Raw genomic sequence first — 17,490 nt, 5'->3', positions numbered from 1 at the left:
ACGCGTCGTCACGCCAACAACCCTACGGCAGCCGCCTCGCCCCGCTCGATCCGCTGTCGACGGCGGCGGCGCAGGTCCGGCAGCCACAGGACGACGCCGACGAGCAGCAGCACAGAGAGCAGCGGCAGTCGCCACCACCAGGCGACGGTGGCCGGGGGCGCGGGCGGCGGGTCGGCCACCCAGGGGCGGGCGGTCTTCGACCACGCCAGGAAGGCGTCGCCGATCGGGAGGACGCCGAGGGCGTACCGGCGAGTTCGCGGGGTGTCGACGGGCAGGCCGACCAGGTCGCCGTAGTTGGCCAACGCCCCGGCGAGCGCGGCGTCGCTCTGGGACTGGGCCGCGCCGAGGGTGACCACAGTGGCCGACAGGCTCACCCCGAGCAGCAGCGGCCCGGAGTCCACGTCGCCCGGCCCGTCCATCCCGTCCGGGTACTCCCGCACGGCCGGGCCCAGCCCGAGCGGCGTGACCACGAACCGGTCCCGGAAGCGCAGGTACTGCTCGCGGGCGAACGTCGGGTCGACGTCGACCAGGAAACGCTGGATCACACTCTGCGAGGTGGCCCGGGCCACCTCCACCGGGGCCCCGGTGGCCGCCTCCACCCGGTGCGGCATCAGGCCGGTGCCCGGGTCGAGGCGCTGCCGTACGCCGTCGAGCCAGCGCGTCACGGTGCCGGCGAAGCGGGGCGGCAGCAGCGTGTCGTGCAGCCGCAGTGAGGCCACCGCCACCGTGGAGTCCACCGGCCAGGCCTGCCCCGGGTACGCGGGCAGGTACGGCGAGGCGGACGCGTCGAATGCCGCCCCGATGCCGGCCGAGGCCTCGGCGAACCGGGCCGCCTCGGCCGGGTCGCGCCGCTCCGCCGGTTGCAGGGCGAGCACGCCACCACGCAGCCAGTTCGTCCAGCCCTGCCAGAAGATCCCATACGCGGGGGTCAGGCCGGGGTCGAACGGGCCAGTGCCGGCCGGCGACTCCAGTCGGGCCAGCGCCCAGCGGGCCTCCCGCAGCGCCGGCTCCCGCCGCCCGGCCGGCTCGCGCAGGCCCAACTCGACCCGGGCCAGCCCGTACAGGGCGTGGGCGAAGAACCAGCCCTCGGGGAAGAGGGCCTGGGCGTCGGAGCCGGCACCGTCGTCGAGGGCGGCGCGCAGGAAGGCGAGCTGCCGGGCCACCCCCGGCGGCTCACCGGCCGGCCCTGCGGTGGCCGGTGCGACGAGGCGTACCACCCCGAGGAGGGCGGCGGCGCTCAGCAGCACCGCGCAGACCCGACGGACGATGTTCACCAGGACAGCATGGCCGGGGCGATCAAGGACACGCGCCACCGGCGCTCCCCGTCACAGGCGCAGCAGCATCCGGGTGTTGCCGAGGGTCTTGGGCTTGACCCGCTCCAGGTCGAGGAACTCCGCGACGCCCTCGTCGTAGGAGCGCAGGAGCTGCTCGTAGACCGGCTGCGGCACCGGGGCGCCGTCGATCTCGGCGAAGCCGAACGAGCCGAAGAACCCGGTCTCGAAGGTGAGCACGAAGATCCGGGCCACCCCGATCTCCCGGGCGGCGTCGATCAGCTCCTCGACGATCCGGTGCCCGAGCCGCCGGCCCCGGCACCTGGGGTCCACGGCGACCGTGCGGATCTCGGCCAGGTCCTCCCACATCACGTGCAGCGCCCCACAGCCGACCACCGTGCCGTCGCCACCGGCCGCCACCCGGAACTCCTGCACGTCCTCGTAGAGGGCGACGGTGGCCTTGCTGAGCAGCCGGCGGTCACCGGTGTAGGTGTCCACCAACCGCCGGATGCCGCGCACGTCGGAGGTGCGGGCACGGCGTACCACGATCCCGTCGGGCACCGACACGGTCAGTCGCCCGCCGGTACGTCCACGCAGGGGCCGGCGGCCCACCACTTCTCCACCAGCGCCAACGTCTCGTCGCCGAACGGGTTGACCCCGGGGCCGGCACCGAGCGCGTGGCCGAGGTGCACGTGTAGGCACTTCACCCGGCCGGGCATGCCGCCGGCGGAGATGCCCGCGATCTCCGGCACCTCGCCGACGGCGTCCCGGCGGGCCAGGTAGTCCTCGTGGGCGGCCCGGTAGCGGGCGGCCAACTCCGGGTCAGCGGCCAGCCGCTCGGCCATCTCCTTCATCAGCCCCGCGGACTCCAGCCGGCTGCACGCGGCGGTCGCCCGGGGGCAGGTCAGGTAGAACAGCGTCGGGAAGGGAGTCCCGTCGGCCAGTCGCGGGGTCGTCTCCACCACGTCGGGCAGCCCGCAGGGGCACCGGTGGGCCACCGCCCGGGTGCCGCGCGGGGTGCGTCCGAGCTGGGCGGCCACCGCGGCCAGGTCACGCTCGGTGGCCGGTTGCCGCTCCGGCGGGGGTACGGAGTCCGCCGCCGGCTCCGGCGGGGGTACGAAAGTCACGGTGCCCATCTTTCGTCGGTGCTCTCAGGTGCTGCTCACTGGCCGGGGCGGTCGGCGTTCGCGGCCCGCACGCTCGACCAGAGGGTGTCGTACCAGGGATCGGGGGTCTGCGGCCGGGCCGGTGCCTTTCCGCCGCCCGCGTCCCGGGCCGCGCCGGCCGGGTCGTTCAGCACGATCACCGGGACCTCGCCCGGATAGACCATGTAGAACCGCTCCCGCGCCTGGATGGCGATGTACTCGTCGTCCTGCCACTTCACCGCCTCGGCGGAGAGGTCGGCGATGAGCTGCCGCTGGGCGGCCTGCGCCGCCTCCATGCGCTCGATGTCCGCCTGCTGGTCCAGGTAGACCCGGACCGGGTAGGTGTACCCGAGGGCGAGCGCGATCAGCACCGCGAAGAGCACGGTGGCCCGCCCGGTGAAGCGTCGGGGGTGGGGTGCGGAGAGCCGCTTGACCGTGCCCCCGGCCGCCGTGCGACGGGCGGCGGCGGGACGGTTCGCGGACCGTACCGGATCGGTGGCCCGGGCCGACCCGGACGAACGGCCGGTGGCGCGCGCCTCCGCGCGGGCGCCGTCGCGGGTCGACACCCGGGCACGGGCCCCGCCCGGCCGGCCGGAGTGACCCGGCCGGCGGGCAGGGCGCTGACCACCCGGTGTGCGGCGCTGCTGCATCGTCACACCCCTCCCCCGAGGCTCGCTGGGTGTCTCAGGCGGAACGGTAACGCGGGAACGCGCCCGCACCGGCGTACCGCGCCGCGTCGGCCAACTCCTCCTCGATGCGCAGGAGCTGGTTGTACTTGGCGACCCGGTCCGAGCGGGCCGGGGCACCGGTCTTGATCTGGCCGCAGCCGGTGGCCACCGCCAGGTCGGCGATGGTGGTGTCCTCGGTCTCGCCGGACCGGTGGCTCATCATGCAGCGGAAGCCGGCCCGGTGGGCCAGCTCGACGGCGTCGAGGGTCTCGGTGAGCGACCCGATCTGGTTGACCTTCACCAGCACCGCGTTGGCGGACCTCTCGGCGATGCCCCGGGCGATGCGCTGCGGGTTGGTGACGAACAGGTCGTCGCCGACGATCTGGATCCGGTCGCCGACGGCGGCGGTCAGGGTGGCCCAGCCGCTCCAGTCGTCCTCGGAGAGCGGGTCCTCGATGGACACGATCGGGTAGTCGCCGACGAGCTTGGTGTAGTAGTTGCTCATCTCCTCGGCGGACTTCGCCGCGCCCTCGAACGTGTAGGTGCCGTTGTCGAAGAACTCGGTGGCGGCGACGTCCAGGGCGAAGACGATGTCGGTGCCCAGCCGGTACCCGGCCTTCTCGACGGCCTCGGCGATCAGGTCCAGCGCGGCGGCGTTGGTGGGCAGGTTCGGGGCGAAGCCGCCCTCGTCGCCGAGCCCGGTGGAGAGGCCCTTCTTCTTCAGCACGGACTTCAGCGCGTGGTAGACCTCCGCGCCGGAGCGCAGCGCCTCGCGGAAGCTGGGCGCGCCGATCGGCGCGATCATGAACTCCTGGACGTCAACGTTGGAGTCGGCGTGCGCCCCACCGTTGAGGATGTTCATCATCGGCACCGGAAGCAGGTGCGCGTTCGGGCCGCCCAGGTAGCGGAAGAGGCTCAGCTCGGCACTGCCGGCCGCGGCCTTGGCCACCGCCAGGGAGACACCGAGGATCGCGTTCGCGCCCAGCTCGCCCTTGTTTTCCGAGCCGTCGATGTCCAGCATCTTCTGGTCGATCAGCCGCTGCTCGCTGGCCTCGTACCCGATGAGCTGGTCGACGATCCTGTCCTCGATGTTCGAGACCGCCTTCTCGACGCCCTTGCCCTGGTAACGGTCGGCGTCACCGTCGCGCAGCTCGACCGCCTCGAAGGCACCGGTGGAGGCGCCGGACGGCACCGCGGCGCGGGCGATCGTGCCGTCGTCGAGCCCGACCTCGACCTCGACCGTCGGGTTGCCCCGCGAGTCGAGAATCTCCCGGGCGACGATTCCCTCGATGGTTGCCACTGAGTCGCTCCTCGTATGTGTGGTTCCGGTCCGTATGGGCCGCGACGGTGCGGCTGAGGCAGGTGTTGAAACGCAGCGTATCGGGCGGCGGTTCGGCCCACCGCGTCGCCCGGCACGCCGTCCCGGCAGCGCACGTCGGACATTCCCGGATTCTCAGCCCTCAACCGGAAACGAGTTTGCGCGACGTGGACCCGATCGGCAAGGCTGACCGCCATGCCCGCTGCCTCGACCACGTTCCGCGTGCTCGCTCTCTCGGTCATCGCATCGCTCTCGGTCACCGGCTGCCAGGCCATCGACGACGCCGGACGGGCGATCGGCCGGTCGGACCTCGTCAACGACCTCGCCGCCCGGCTGGACCGGGCGTTGGAGCTGACCTACTCGGCCGATTACCAGCTCCCCGGCGGCCGGGCCGCCGCCATCGCCCAGGCCCAGGCCCCGGCCCGCTCGGCGTACATCTGGCCGGGCGGGAAGCTGACCGTCACCGCCGAGGCCACCACCCGGTGCGAGACCGGCCCGGCGAAGATCGTCTGCACGCTCCTCGCCCCGCCCGTCACCACCGCGAAGCCCTCGGTGGCCCTGTTCACCGAGGCCAAGCAGCGCGGGCTGATCACCCCGCCGGTGGTGGTCGGGCTGCTCACCGAGGCCGCGCTCGACCCGCAGGCCGTCGTCGGCCAGAGCGACACCACCCTCGCCGGGCACCTCGCCACCTGCGTGGACGTGCAGCGCTCGGCCGGCGACTTCACCGCCTGCGTGACCACCGAGGGCGTGCTCGGAAGCTTCACCGGCAGCCTGGACGGCACCCCGATGGAGCTGGCGCTGACTCGCTACAGCAACACGGTCGACGGGACGAGCTTCGAGCTTCCGGCCGGGGCCGGCGTCGTCGACCGCCGCTCCGCCGGCTCGTGACCATCCCGCCGACGCCCCTGCACCGTGGGTTCGTGCCGGGGGCTGACCGGGCCGGAACGCCGCAGCCCGGTGACCTCGCCCTGGCGGTCGCCGGACGGAAGCTGCTGACCGGCCCCGACGGCCGGTTCCCCCGGGTGGCCGAGCTGCCCGCCGACAGCGACTGGGTTCCGCTGGGCACCCTCGACGGGGTGCCCACCTGGGGTGTCGACCTGGCCGACGAGCAGGCCCTCCCGGGCCGCTGGTGCAGCTGGCGGACGCTCGCCGCCGAGCTGCCCACCCTCCTGGCCGACCTGGCCGGCCGGGCGCTGGCCGTGCTCACCTGGCGGCGTACCCACCGGTGGTGCGGGGCGTGCCGGGCCGAACTGGCCGACGTGCCGGGCGAGCAGTCCCGGCGGTGCCCCGACTGCGGCCTGTACGTGCCGATGCAACTCTCCGCCGCCGTGCTGGTGGCGATCACCCGGCCCGGGGCGGCCGGCGGCCCCGAGGAACTGCTGCTGGTGCGGCACGCGGACGGGCCGCCGGGGCTCTGGGCGCTGGTCGCCGGGTATGTGGAAGCCGGCGAGTCGCTGGAGGCGGCGGCCCGCCGGGAGGTCGACGAGGAGGTCGGGCTCTCCCTCGGCACGGTCTCCTACTTCGGCAGCCAACCCTGGGCGGTGTCCGGGCCGGGGGTGCTGCTGGCCGGCTTCACCGCCACCGCCGCCGACCCGGCTGCCGAGCCGGTCGTCGACGGGAAGGAGCTGGTTGAGGCCCGCTGGTTCCCGCTCGACGGGCTGCCGGCCGAGCTGCCCTCGGCGTACTCGATCTCCCGGTGGCTGGTCGACCACGTCGCCGCGCGACCCACGGGCTGAACCGCGCCGGGCGGAGTCGCCGAGGGGCGGCCCCGAGTTGCTACACCCCCAACAGGGTGCGCAGGTGGCGCGGAGGCGGGCAGTTGTGGGCGAGCATCGCGTCGTGCCACTCGCGCACCGACACCCCGGCGGGGCGCAGGGCGGCGATCTCGGCCATCTCGCTGTAGCCCACGAAGTAGGTGGAGAGCTGGGTGGAGGTGAGCAGGGCCCGCCGCCACTTGCCGGCCGCCTCGCCCTCCTCCTGGAAGCCCCGGCCGGTCATCAGCGCCATCGCCTCGGACTCGGGCAGGTCGTCGCAGTGCACGAGCTGGTCGAGCAGCGCGTTGATGGTCATCCGCAACTGCATCTTGAGCTGCTGCAACCGCACCGGCAGGCCGCCGAAGCCGAGACCGGCCATCAGCTCCTCGGTGTAGACGGCCCAGCCCTCGATGAACGGCCCGGACTCGGCGAGCGCCCTGACCCGGGTGGGGCCGGCGTACCGGCGGGCGTGGGCGAGCTGGAGGAAGTGCCCCGGCATCGCCTCGTGCACGGTCAGGTTGCGGATCATGTGGTCGTTGTATTCCCGGTAGAACGACTCGACGCGGGCCGCCGGCCAGCCCGACGGCGTGGGCGCGATGCAGTAGAACGTCGGCACGTTCGCCGTCTCCAGCGGGCCCGGCGCGTCGCAGTAAGCCACCGCCACGCCCCGGGCGAACCCGGGCATCTCCTGGATCACGCACGGATCGTCGACCAGGGTGACCAGATCGCGCGCGCGGACGAAACCGGTCGCCTCGTCGAGGGTGATCGCGGCGAGGTCGACGATGGTGTGGTCGTCGGGGTGCTCGGCGGCCAGCAGGTCCAACGCCAGGCGTACCGTCTCGTCGTCGCCCGCGCCTCCGACCAGCTCGACCGCCGCCTCGCGGATCTCGGCGGTGACCCGCTCCAGGTTGGCCCAGGCGCGGCGCTGCACCTCGGCGGCGCCCAGCTCCGTGTCGAGGGTGTGCCAGAGCCGGGCCTCCCAGCGCCGCCGGCCCAGCCGGGGGTCGCGCCCCGGGCCGGCGTCGGCCGCCAGGCCCGCGCGTAGCCAGGCCACGAACTCCTCCAGCGCGGCAATCGCCGCGGTCGCCGCCGGCTCCACCCCGTCGTACAGCGCGGGCACCTCGGCCAGCAGCCGGGGCACCTCGTCGCGGACCAGCGCCGCCGCGCCGGTGAACTGCCCGACCGCCGTCTCGGCGTGGATCCGGGGCATGTCCCGCAGCGTCGCACGCGCGGTCGCCAACGCATCCGGTACGGCGGCGAGCCGGCCGGCGAGGCTGGTCAACCGCACCTCGACGGGGGCGAACGGGCGGGCCACCAGGGCGTGCAGCAGCGGGCCCGGGTTGTGCCGCAGCGGGTCCCACTCGTGCGCTCGGATCTCGTCGGCCTCGAACAGCTCCCGGTCGACCAGTGCGGTGAGCAGGGCGTGATCGACCTGCTCCTCGACGTCAAGGGCGTCCGGGTCCAACTCGTAGAGCGCGTCGGCCGCGTCCCGGAGCATCGCCCGGTCGGCGGCGACGGCGTCGGCGGAGAGGTCCGGCAGCCGCTCGTCGCACCGGTGGTCGCCCGCGGACGAGGCGAGGCCGGGCCGGCTCTCCAGCAGGGCGTCGACGATCCGTTCGGCACGGGGTGCGAAGGATGACATGCGACGACCCTAGCGGGGAGCCGGCACCGGCGTTCGACGTCAGTTGGGCCGCTTGCCCGCCTTATCGACCACGACCCTGGTCAGCACCGCGGTGGTGGCGGTGAGCATCCCGGCCTTGCCGGTCTCGTTGTCCCGAACGAGGTAGGAGCGCTCGCCGAGGTACTCGAAGCTGGTCCGGTCGAAGATCCACTCGGTGCGCGTGCCGAACTCGTCGGTACGGCCCACGGCCACCCCGGCCCGCCCGGCGGCGTCGACGGACTCCGGCACCAGGACCGCCCCCGGAATCCGGGCCGCCGCGCGGTAGAGGGCGGCGTTGACCGCGGGCGGCAGCAGGCTCTCCCGCAACGCCTCACCGATGTAGTCGAAGGCCGCGTAGTCGCGGGGCAGGTCCCCCTGGTCCGCCACGGCGTAGGCGTGCCGCAGCAGCGCCTCCGGGTCCGTCGGCAGGTTGGCATACGTGCTGTTGGCGGGGGCGCCCACAGCCTTGAAAGTCTCGCCGCGCTCGCGGATGAGCGAGACGCCGCCGGCCTGGGACAGCCAAATCTCGCGGTCGTGCACCTCATCGAGCACCTGCGCGTCCACCCCGGCCTCCTTCGGGCGGTCGTCAACGTCGTCAGGGAAGACCAGCCAGGCGACCTTGCTGCGGACGTAGACGAAGCTGCCGCCGGCCACCGGCGCCGCCGGCTTGGCTGCGGCCACCAGGGCGATCTGCTCCATCAGCGGGGCCACCCCGGCGGCCTCGCCCTGGAGCACGGTGACGTACTGGTTCATGGGGGTGCCCGATCCGGGGTCCGACCCGGGCAGCCCGACGGTGGCGACCAGCACGGCGGCCAGGGCGGTGGCGGCCACCGGCACGGCGAGCCATACCAGCCGACGTCGGGGTCGGACCGTCGGCCGGTCGGGTGCCGTCGCCGGGGCGGGGGCGATCTCGTGCATGAAGGCTTCCTTCAGGACGCGATGGCGGTCGGCGGACAGCTCTCCCTCTGGCGGTGGTGGCACCAACCGGGCGAGGGCGGTGCGCTCGGCAGGATCAAGCCGTGGGTTCATCGGTTCATCTCCTGGATCGACCGGGCCGCGATTGCGCGGCCACCCTGTACCTGTCCGCGAACCGGCGCGGGTTCCCGGGCCGACGGCGGTGGGAGCCCCGGGGCGAGCGCCTGCTCGGCCAGGGCACGCAGTTTCGTCCGGGCCCGGGACAGCCGGGACCGGACCGTGCCGATCGGCACCCCAAGCGCCTCGGCCGCGGTGGCGTAGTCCAGCCCCGACCAGACACAGAGGGCGAAGACCTCCCGTTCGGCCGGGCGCAGCGTGCGCAGCGCCGCCGTGACCGACGCCACCCGGTCGGCGTCGTCCATCCGATCGGTGACCTCGTCGGCGAAGTCCGGGGCGGTGTCGGCGCGCGGGACCCGGGCCAGCGCGGCCCGGTGCCGACGGGCCGCCCGGTTCGTGTTGCGCAGCACGTTCGTGGCGATTCCCAGCAGCCACGGAAGGACGCTGTCGCCGTCGGGCCGCAGCTTGCCGCGCAGTCGCCAGGCCTCCAGGAAGGTCAGCGACACCACGTCCTCGGCGGTGCTCCAGCAGCCCGTCCACCGGTACGCGTGCCGGTGCACGACGCGGGCATGGTCGTCGAACAGCTCCCCGAACGCTGCTTCGTCGCCGGCGCGGAGCCGGGCGCGATATGAACTGTCCACACCCTCTTCTGTCCGCTCGCCCGCGCGGGTTCCCGCCGCAGCCGACACGGGCTGCGGGCCGGGCTCGGCGCGCGGCCGGCGGGTCAGCCGGTGTTGCCGGCCCGTTCGGCGGCGCGGACCGCCTCCGCGTAGGCGAGGGCGGTGCGACGGAGGGCGGCCTCCGGGTCGATACCCGTCTCCCGAGCCGCCGCCACGGTGGCCAGCAGCCCGGCGCCGAGGCGCGCCTCCGGGTCGACCTGCGAGTCGGCCGGCGGCGGCGGTACGGCCAGGCCAGCGCGGGCAGAGCGTTCCAGGATCTTGCCGGCGAGGGCGAGCGCGGGCAGGCTCGGCGCGATGCCGTCCAGCACGGAGTCCCGGGTCTTCTCGACCCGCTTGATCCGCTCCCAGTTGGCGGTGATCTCGTCCAGCGTGGTGGCCTGGTCGTCGGCGAAGACGTGCGGGTTGCGCCGGATCATCTTGTCCACCAGGTCGCCGGCCACGTCGTCGACGTTCCACCGCTCGCCCGAGGGCAGCTCCTCGGCCAGCCGGGCGTGCAGCAGCACCTGGAGCAGCACGTCGCCCAACTCCTCGCGGAGCGCGTCGGTGTCGTCTGCGCCGATCGCGTCGTACGCCTCGTAGCACTCCTCGATCAGGAAGCCGGCGAGGCTGCGGTGGGTCTGCGCCCGCTTCCACGGGTCGCCGCCGGGCGAGGAGAGCCGGTCCATCACCTCGACGGCGTCGAGCAGCCGCGCCCCGGGCGGGTCCCACGAGCCGTACATCAGCTCCAGCTCGGCCAGACCCGGCTCGCGGGCCAGCCGCAGCCCCAGCTCCCGGGCCAGGGACTCGTCGCCGGCCGGACCGGCCAGCCAGACCACCGCGCCGTGCGCCGCCGCCGCGTCCAGCAGCGCCCGGGTCGCCGGGCCGTCCGGCACGGTCACCTCGGCGCCCGCCGCCCGCACCGCCGTGGTCAGCTCGCTCTCCGCCCCGGCCAACACCGGGTTGCCGCGTACGACGTCCCAGGCGGCGGAGCTGAGCAGCCCGGCCGGTAGCCGGGGCGAGGTGACCAGCAGGACGATCCGGGCCGTCATACCCCGGGGGTCGCCGGGGCGGCCGACTCCGTGGCCGGGGCCTCGGGGGTGGAGATGTCGGTGACCGGGCCGTCCTGGTCGATGTACGGCAACGAGTAGAAGATCAGCGACTGACCGGTGCTGACCACCGACGGCACGCCGATCGGACGGTACCGGGGGTTGATCGAGGCCCCGGCCTTCTCCGCCTCCTCCTGGAGAGCCGAGCTGAGCGCGGTGGCGCTGCGCACGAAGCCACCCTCGGTGCCCTGGCTGCCCTCGCGGCCCTCGCCGAACGCCTGCCGGACCTGCGCCACGGTCAACCCGGACTGGATCGCCCCGGTCTTCTCGATGGCGCGGTAGATGGCCATGATCGACTCGTCGCTCGGCGCGGCCGGGGTCAGCTTCGCGACCAGCGCGGAGGAAATGTCCACCCACTCGCCCCAGAGCTGCGTGTACTCGGCGGCGGCCGGCATCCGGAGCTGCTGCTCCAACTGCTCGGGCTTGACCTCGTCAGGCACCGCGATGCCGTTCCCGGTCACCACCCGCCGGCCCAGCTCGATGCTGACCAGCAGGTTCAGCACGTCCTGCCGGGTCACCGAGGAGCGCGGTTCCTCTGCCCCCGGGACGGCGCCGTTCTGGCCGGCCTGCGAGCGGATCGCGGCGGCGTACTTGGACTGGGCATCGTCGTAGATCTCGTCCACCCGGTCGATGGAGTACTTCGCGTCGCCGACATACGCGGCGACGTCCGGCGCGGACTTCCCGCACGCGGCGAGGGAGAGGGCACCGAGGGCCGCGACGCTGGCGGCGGCGATGAGACGGCGAGCACGCATGACGGTCACTCTCTCATGCGTGCCCACCGGCTGGGACGCCGCCCACCGGGCCACGCGCCGTCCGCTCATCGGGCACCCACCACTGCGGGGCTGGCAGAACCGGCCAGCTCCTCGGGCTCGCCCGTATCACCTTCCGCTCGCCACTGCGGGGCTGGCAGAACCGGCCAGCTCCTCGGGCTCGCCCGTATCACCTTCCGCTCGCCACTGCGGGGCTGGCAGAACCGGCCAGCTCCTCGGGCTCGCCGAGGAGGTCCTTGAGCAGTTGCCCGCACCACTGGAGCAGGGCCTGGTCGCGCAGCGGCTCGCCGCCGATCCGGCGGGTGCTCGGGCGGGGGACGCTGACCTGGTCGAGGGCGGACTTGTAGACCGAGTCGGGGTGATAGCGCTTGAGCCGCAACTGCTTGGAATCGGGCAGCGGCAACGGGCCGAACCGCAGGTGCTTGCCCTGCATGGAGACGTCGGTGAGGCCGTACCGGCGGGCCAGCAGCCGGAACCGGGCCACCGCGACCAGGTTCTGCACCGGGGCGGGTGGCTCGCCGTACCGGTCGGTCATCTCGGCGACCACCTCGTCCAGGCGCCCGGCGTCGCGGGCCTCGGCGAGCTTGCGGTACATCTCCAGGCGCAGCCGCTCCACCCCGATGTAGTCGTGCGGCAGGTGCGCATCGACCGGAAGGTCGATCTTGACGTCGGCCTCCTCCTCGGGGCGCTCACCCTTGAACGCCTGCACCGCCTCGCCGACCATCCGGACGTACAGGTCGAAACCGACACCCTCGATGTGGCCGGACTGCTCGCCGCCGAGCAGGTTGCCGGCGCCCCGGATCTCCAGGTCCTTCATCGCCACATACATGCCGGCACCCAACTCGGTGTGCTGGGCGATGGTGGTCAGCCGCTCGTGGGCGTGCTCGGTGAGCGGCTTCTCCGGCGGGTAGAGGAAGTACGCGTACGCGCGCTCCCGGCCCCGGCCGACCCGGCCGCGAATCTGGTGGAGTTGGGAGAGGCCGAGCAGGTCGGCCCGCTCCACGATCAGCGTGTTGGCGTTCGGGATGTCGATGCCGGACTCCACGATCGTGGTGCAGACCAGGACGTCGAACTCCTTCTCCCAGAAGCCGACCATCACCTTCTCCAGGGCGTCCTCGCCCATCTGGCCGTGCGCCACCGCGACCCGGGCCTCCGGCACCAGCTCACGAAGCCGACGCGCCGCCTTGTCGATCGACTCGACCCGGTTGTGCAGGTAGAAGATCTGCCCGTCGCGGAGCAGCTCGCGGTGGATCGACGCGGCCACCTGCCGCTCGTCGTACGCCCCGACGAAGGTCAGCACCGGGTGCCGCTCCTCCGGCGGAGTGGCGATCGTCGACATCTCCCGGATGCCGGTGATCGCCATCTCCAACGTGCGCGGGATCGGGGTGGCCGACATGCTCAGCACGTCGACCGAGGCACGCAGCGTCTTCAGATGCTCCTTGTGCTCGACGCCGAAGCGCTGCTCCTCGTCGACGACCACCAGGCCGAGGGACTTGAACCGGGTGGCCGCCTGGAGCAGCCGGTGGGTGCCGATCACGATGTCCACGGTGCCGTCGGCGACCATCTCCAGGGTCCGCTCCGACTCCTTCAGGGTCTGGAAGCGGGAGAGCTGCCGGATCTCCAGCGGGAACTGGCCCATTCGCTCGGCGAACGTGTTGTAGTGCTGCTGCACCAGCAGCGTGGTCGGCACCAGCACGGCGACCTGCTTGCCGTCCTGCACCGCCTTGAACGCCGCCCGCACCGCGATCTCGGTCTTGCCGTACCCGACGTCGCCGCAGATCAGCCGGTCCATCGGGACGGTCTGCTCCATGTCCCGCTTGACCTCCTCGATGGCGGCCAACTGGTCCGGCGTCTCCTGCCACGGGAAGGCGTCCTCCAGCTCCCGCTGCCACGGGGTGTCGGGGCCGAACGCGTGCCCCTTGGACGCCTTCCGGGCGGCGTAGAGCTGGATGAGCTGGGCGGCGATCTCCTTGACCGCCTTGCGGGCCCGGGCCTTGGACTTCTGCCAGTCCGAGCCGCCCATCTTGTGCAGGGTGGGCTGCTCACCGCCGACGTACCGGGAGAGTTGGTCGAGCTGGTCGGTGGGGACGAAGAGGCGGTCGGCGGGCTGGCCGCGCTTGCTCGCGGCGTACTCGATGACCAGGTACTCCCGGGATGCCCCGTTGACGGTGCGCTGCACCAGCTCGACGTACCGGCCGATGCCGTGCTGCTCGTGCACGACGTGGTCGCCGGCCTTCAGCTCCAGCGGGTCGATCGTGTTGCGTCGCCGGCTGGGCATCTTGCGCATGTCTCGGGTCGAGACGCCCCGGCCGCCGGTGACGTCGTTGCCGGTGAGCAGCACGAACCGCGCCGCCTCGTCGACGAAGCCGCTGGTCAGCGCGCCACAGGTGATCAGCACGCCCCCGGGATCGGGCGCATCCGGGATCCTCTCGGTGAACCTCGCGCCGAGGCCGGCGTCGCGCAGCACCTCCACCGCCCGCTGGGCGGGGCCGTGCCCCTCGAAGACCAACGCGACCGACCAACCCGCCCCGGCCCAGCGTGTGAGGTCCTCGACCAGCCGGGGGGTCTCGCCGTGGTACAGCGGGGCCGGCTGCGCGGCCAGGGTCACCGCGATGGCGTCGTCGGGGGCGACGTCGACCTCGGCCGGCCCGTCCTCCCAGGGCTGCCGGGCGGGGGCCGTCGCGTCCGCCTCGACCAGGCCGAACGGGGCGAGGGTCCACCAGGGCTGACGCAGCGCGCGGGCCGCGGCGCGTACCTCGGCCAGGGTCTTGAAGGCCGCGGCCCCGAGGTCCACCGGGGCCTGGCCGCCGACGGCGGCGGCGGCCCAGCTCGCCTGGAGGAACTCCTCGGAGGTACGGACCAGGTCGTGCGCCCGGGTACGGATGCGCTCCGGGTCGCAGAGCAGCACGTGGGTGCCGGCCGGCATGCAGTCCAGCAGCAGCTCCAGCGAGTCCCCGCCGACCAGCGCGGGAGCCAGGGACTCCATCCCCTCGACCGGGATGCCCTCGGCCAGCTTGTCCAGGATCTCGGCCAGCTCCGGATGCTCGGCGGCGAGCGCGGCGGCCCGCTTCCGCACGGCCGGGGTGAGCAGCAACTCCCGGCACGGCGGCGCCCAGAGCAGCGGTACGGCCTCGATGGTCCGCTGGTCGGCGACGGCGAAGGTGCGGATCTCCTCCACCTCGTCGCCCCAGAACTCGACCCGGGACGGGTGCTCGTCGGTGGGCGGGAAGACGTCGAGGATGCCGCCGCGCACCGCGAACTCGCCGCGCTTGGTGACCAGGTCGACCCGGGCGTACGCCATGTCGGTGAGCAGGCGGGCCACCTCCTCCAGGTCCGCCTCGTCGCCCGCGGCGAGCCGCACCGGATCCAGGTCACCAAGGCCCCTGAGCTGCGGCTGGAGCAGCGACCGGACCGGCGCGACGACCACCCGCAGCGGCCCGGCGCGGCCGTGCGCGTCGGCGGCGTCAGGGTGGGCGAGCCGGCGCAGCACGGCCAGCCGGCGGCCGACTGTGTCGGAGCGGGGCGAGAGCCGCTCGTGCGGCAGCGTCTCCCAGGACGGGAAGACGGAGACCTGCTCGGCCGGCAGGAGGCTACCCAGCGCGGCGGCCAGGTCGTCGGCCTCCCGGCTGGTGGCGGTCACGGCCAGCACCGGCCGCCCGGCCCCACCGCCGGCGGCGGCGTCCGGGTCCGTCGCGTCGGCGTCGTTCGGGGCCTTTGCGACCGCCTGGCCGGCGTCGTTGATCGGGTCCGCCGCGACCGCCGCGACGGCGAACGGGCGCAGCGCCGCCGGGGCGGTCACGTCCAGGCCGTCGACCTGGGCGGCTCCGGAGCGCGCCAGGTCGCGCGCCCGGGCCAGCCCGGGGTCGGCCAGTGCGGCGGCGAAGAGTCCGGTGAGCAAAGTGATCACTTCCCAGTGACGCGGTCGTGGCACACGACAGTTCCCCCGCGTCCGGCGCGGACGGGGGGTTGACAGCACCTCAGCCTATCCCCGCCCACCGACGGGCACCGGCAGAGCCCGGTCGCCGGTCCCGGCCGCCCCACAACCACAGCCGCACGCCACGTCGCGCCACGGATCATGGACGGTTCTCGTCGGCGGCGCACAGGAGCTGTCCAGGAATCGTGGCTTGACCGGGGAGGCGGGGGATGGTCGAGTCAGGGCGTGACAAGACGACGGCGGCTGGTCGAGCTGAGCCAGGTGATCAGCGACGGGATGACCACGCTGCCGGGCTGGCCGGCGCCGCAGATCACCGAGTGGCTGACCCGGGAGGCGTCCCGGGCGCGCTACGCCCCGGGCACAGAGTTCCAGGTCGGCCGGATCGACATGATCGCCAACACCGGCACGTACCTGGACACTCCCGCGCACCGGTGGTCCGACGGGGCCGACCTCACCGGCGTCCCGCTGGACCGCCTCGCCGACCTGCCGGGCCTCGTGGTGCGGGTGCCCGCCGGCACCCGCGCGGTGGACCGCCAGCTGCTCGACTCGTACGAGGTGGCGGGGCGGGCGGTGCTGCTGGACACCGGCTGGTCCGCGCACTTCGGCACCGACCGGTACGCGTCGCCGGACGCGCCGTACTTGACCGGTGACGGCGCGGCGTGGCTGGTCGAGGCGGGGGCGACCCTGGTGGGCATCGACTCGATCAACATCGACGACATGAGCCCGGCGGCCCGGGGCGAGCGCCCGGCGCACAGCGCCCTGCTGGCGGCCGGCATCCCGATCGTGGAGCACCTCACCGGGCTGGATGCGCTCCCCCCGACCGGCTTCCGGTTCACCGCCGCCCCGCCCAGGGTGGCGGGGATGGGCACCTTCCCGGTGCGCGCGTTCGCCGTCCTCGACGGCTGACCAGCACGGATCGCCAGGGCAGCCGGGGCGGGGTGCCAACGGCCCCTCAAGACCCACCTCGGCCGCCGGCGACTGCGGGACAGCGAGCAACGGTCTGTGACGGCAAGCTGTCGGAATGCCACGGGTGCCTCACATTCCCCGAGAGTTGGCGTTCCTCCCTTTCTCCGGCAGCCGGGCCGTCGCCGCCGGCCTGGTCACCTGGCGGATGCTCCGTGGGCCGTCCTGGTGCCGGCTACTGCCCGACATCTATGTCCACGTCGACGGGTACCGCGAGGACGACCACCGGATGTGGTGCGACGCCGTCGCCCTGACCCTGCCGGGGGGAGCCGCCATCAGCGGCCTCAGTGCGGCGTTCCTCTGGGGCGTCGACCTCCTTCCGCCCGCCAGCCCGGTCTTCGTCACGCTTCCGGGTACGGCCCGTCGACGCTCCACCCCGCGCGTGTCGGTCAACCAGCGGTCGCTGTCGACCCAGGACGTCACTCGGTTCGCCGGGCTGCCGGTCACCACCGGCAGCTGTACCGCATTCGACCTGGGGAGGCGGTTGCCCCGGACAGACGCGCTGGTCGCGATGGACGCGCTGCTGCATCGGCGGGTGGTCGGGCTCCCCGCGTTGGCCGGTTACCTGGACGCCCACCTCGGCTGGCCCGGCACCGCCCAACTGCGCGAGCTGCTCGGGCTGGCCGAGCCGCTGAGCGAGTCGCCAATGGAGACCCGGCTCCGCCTGCTCCTGCACGACGCCGGCCTGCCACCCCTGGTCGCCCAGCACGAGGTGCACGGTGAGAACGCGCGGGGCGGACGCGTCTACCTCGCCCGCGTCGACCTGGCCTACCCACAGTGGCGGATCGCCGTCGAATACGAGGGCGACCACCACCGGCAGCGCGCCCACTTCCGACGCGACATCGCCCGGCTGAACGCACTCCGCGCCGCAGGCTGGCTGGTGCTCCGCTGCACGGCGGACGACGTGCTCCGACACCCCACCCGCACCACCCACCTGGTGGCCGCAGCCATCCGAGAACGCCGTGGCCTTCAGAGGTGATCAGGACGCCATGGACGCTACAACGCCCGTTTGACGTCCATGGCGTCCTGATCACCGGGCGGGGGGCGGGGGGCGGGGGGTGGGGTGGGGTGGGGTGGCAGCCCGGTGGGGTGGGGTGGGGTGGGGTGGCAGCCCGGCGGGGGGGGTGGCACGACGGCGACCCCCGGTTACCCGGGGCGGGCATCGGCTCGCAAATGCCGCAAAATGGGCGGATGCCCCCTAGGCTGGCGG

Annotated in this window: 14 protein-coding genes and 1 pseudogene; 4 read left to right on the top strand and 11 right to left on the bottom strand. The window is 73.6% G+C overall.

What is annotated here, in order from left to right; translation table 11 throughout:
* Window positions 1-8 precede the first annotated feature (8 nt).
* The 5 genes from SNR22_RS08235 to eno are packed head-to-tail and all read right to left on the bottom strand — an operon-like array spanning window position 9 to window position 4,384.
* Window positions 9-1,274, bottom strand: coding sequence for a hypothetical protein (locus SNR22_RS08235; RefSeq protein ID WP_320065882.1), 1,266 nt, complete (start codon window positions 1,272-1,274; stop codon window positions 9-11).
* 51 nt (window positions 1,275-1,325) lie between these two features.
* Window positions 1,326-1,838 carry an amino-acid N-acetyltransferase gene (locus SNR22_RS08230; RefSeq protein WP_320066017.1) on the bottom strand — a complete coding sequence of 171 codons (513 nt, stop codon included), beginning with the start codon at window positions 1,836-1,838 and terminating at the stop codon, window positions 1,326-1,328.
* Window positions 1,839-1,840: 2 nt separating this feature from the next.
* Window positions 1,841-2,398: a DUF501 domain-containing protein gene (locus SNR22_RS08225; protein WP_320065881.1), complete on the bottom strand. Its 558-nt coding sequence runs from the start codon at window positions 2,396-2,398 to the stop codon at window positions 1,841-1,843.
* A 35-nt stretch (window positions 2,399-2,433) separates the two neighbouring features.
* Window positions 2,434-3,066, bottom strand: a complete 633-nt coding sequence (locus SNR22_RS08220) for a septum formation initiator family protein (RefSeq protein WP_320066016.1) — start codon at window positions 3,064-3,066, stop codon at window positions 2,434-2,436.
* A gap of 34 nt (window positions 3,067-3,100) precedes the next feature.
* Window positions 3,101-4,384, bottom strand: a complete 1,284-nt coding sequence (gene eno / locus SNR22_RS08215) for a phosphopyruvate hydratase (RefSeq protein ID WP_320065880.1) — start codon at window positions 4,382-4,384, stop codon at window positions 3,101-3,103.
* 213 nt (window positions 4,385-4,597) lie between these two features.
* On the opposite strand from eno, the gene SNR22_RS08210 reads away from it, so the two are divergent.
* Window positions 4,598-5,290, top strand: coding sequence for a hypothetical protein (locus SNR22_RS08210; RefSeq protein WP_320065879.1), 693 nt, complete (start codon window positions 4,598-4,600; stop codon window positions 5,288-5,290).
* A 32-nt stretch (window positions 5,291-5,322) separates the two neighbouring features.
* Window positions 5,323-6,138, top strand: coding sequence for an NAD(+) diphosphatase (locus SNR22_RS08205; protein WP_320065878.1), 816 nt, complete (start codon window positions 5,323-5,325; stop codon window positions 6,136-6,138).
* Between the two features lie 40 nt (window positions 6,139-6,178).
* On the opposite strand, the gene SNR22_RS08200 is transcribed toward SNR22_RS08205, so the two are convergent.
* The 6 genes and pseudogenes from SNR22_RS08200 to mfd form a co-directional block, all read right to left on the bottom strand.
* The gene (locus SNR22_RS08200) at window positions 6,179-7,798 is read right to left on the bottom strand and encodes a DUF885 domain-containing protein (protein ID WP_320065877.1); all 1,620 of its coding nucleotides are present in this window, start codon (window positions 7,796-7,798) and stop codon (window positions 6,179-6,181) included.
* A 39-nt stretch (window positions 7,799-7,837) separates the two neighbouring features.
* Window positions 7,838-8,845, bottom strand: a complete 1,008-nt coding sequence (locus SNR22_RS08195; protein ID WP_320065876.1) for a CU044_5270 family protein — start codon at window positions 8,843-8,845, stop codon at window positions 7,838-7,840.
* Window positions 8,842-9,489 (bottom strand): RNA polymerase sigma factor, encoded by a 648-nt coding sequence (locus SNR22_RS08190; RefSeq protein WP_320065875.1) that lies wholly within the window; start codon window positions 9,487-9,489, stop codon window positions 8,842-8,844. The genes SNR22_RS08195 and SNR22_RS08190 overlap by 4 nt, the downstream gene beginning before the upstream one ends.
* An 83-nt stretch (window positions 9,490-9,572) precedes the next feature.
* A complete protein-coding gene (locus SNR22_RS08185) occupies window positions 9,573-10,556 on the bottom strand; it encodes a nucleoside triphosphate pyrophosphohydrolase (protein ID WP_320065874.1) in 984 nt (327 codons plus the stop codon).
* Complete coding sequence (locus SNR22_RS08180) at window positions 10,553-11,365, bottom strand: hypothetical protein (RefSeq protein ID WP_320065873.1); 813 nt, start codon at window positions 11,363-11,365, stop codon at window positions 10,553-10,555. The genes SNR22_RS08185 and SNR22_RS08180 overlap by 4 nt, the downstream gene beginning before the upstream one ends.
* A gap of 187 nt (window positions 11,366-11,552) precedes the next feature.
* Window positions 11,553-15,050, bottom strand: a pseudogene (gene mfd, locus SNR22_RS08175) (transcription-repair coupling factor); the annotation flags it as partial.
* A gap of 492 nt (window positions 15,051-15,542) precedes the next feature.
* Between mfd and SNR22_RS08170 the strand changes: the two are divergent.
* Window positions 15,543-16,223 carry a cyclase family protein gene (locus SNR22_RS08170; RefSeq protein WP_320065872.1) on the top strand — a complete coding sequence of 227 codons (681 nt, stop codon included), beginning with the start codon at window positions 15,543-15,545 and terminating at the stop codon, window positions 16,221-16,223.
* 115 nt (window positions 16,224-16,338) lie between these two features.
* Entirely contained in the window at window positions 16,339-17,259 is a 921-nt protein-coding gene (locus SNR22_RS08165) for a DUF559 domain-containing protein (protein WP_320065871.1), read from the top strand.
* Window positions 17,260-17,490: the final 231 nt, after the last annotated feature.

Origin of the sequence: Micromonospora sp. RTGN7, from assembly GCF_033804645.1 — a bacterium.
In the GTDB taxonomy this organism is placed as follows: domain Bacteria; phylum Actinomycetota; class Actinomycetes; order Mycobacteriales; family Micromonosporaceae; genus Micromonospora.
Note: the sequence above shows the minus strand (reverse complement) of the source record. Positions and strands in the feature narration are given on the sequence as shown.

Bases quoted from the DNA above. Each gene is read 5' to 3' on its own strand.
- SNR22_RS08165 (WP_320065871.1), top strand. From the start codon at position 16,339: ATGCCACGGGTGCCTCACATTCCCCGAGAGTTGGCGTTCCTCCCTTTC.
- SNR22_RS08220 (WP_320066016.1), bottom strand. From the start codon at position 3,066: ATGCAGCAGCGCCGCACACCGGGTGGTCAGCGCCCTGCCCGCCGGCCG.
- SNR22_RS08185 (WP_320065874.1), bottom strand. From the start codon at position 10,556: ATGACGGCCCGGATCGTCCTGCTGGTCACCTCGCCCCGGCTACCGGCC.
- SNR22_RS08195 (WP_320065876.1), bottom strand. From the start codon at position 8,845: ATGAACCCACGGCTTGATCCTGCCGAGCGCACCGCCCTCGCCCGGTTG.
- SNR22_RS08180 (WP_320065873.1), bottom strand. From the start codon at position 11,365: ATGCGTGCTCGCCGTCTCATCGCCGCCGCCAGCGTCGCGGCCCTCGGT.
- SNR22_RS08200 (WP_320065877.1), bottom strand. From the start codon at position 7,798: ATGTCATCCTTCGCACCCCGTGCCGAACGGATCGTCGACGCCCTGCTG.
- SNR22_RS08210 (WP_320065879.1), top strand. From the start codon at position 4,598: ATGCCCGCTGCCTCGACCACGTTCCGCGTGCTCGCTCTCTCGGTCATC.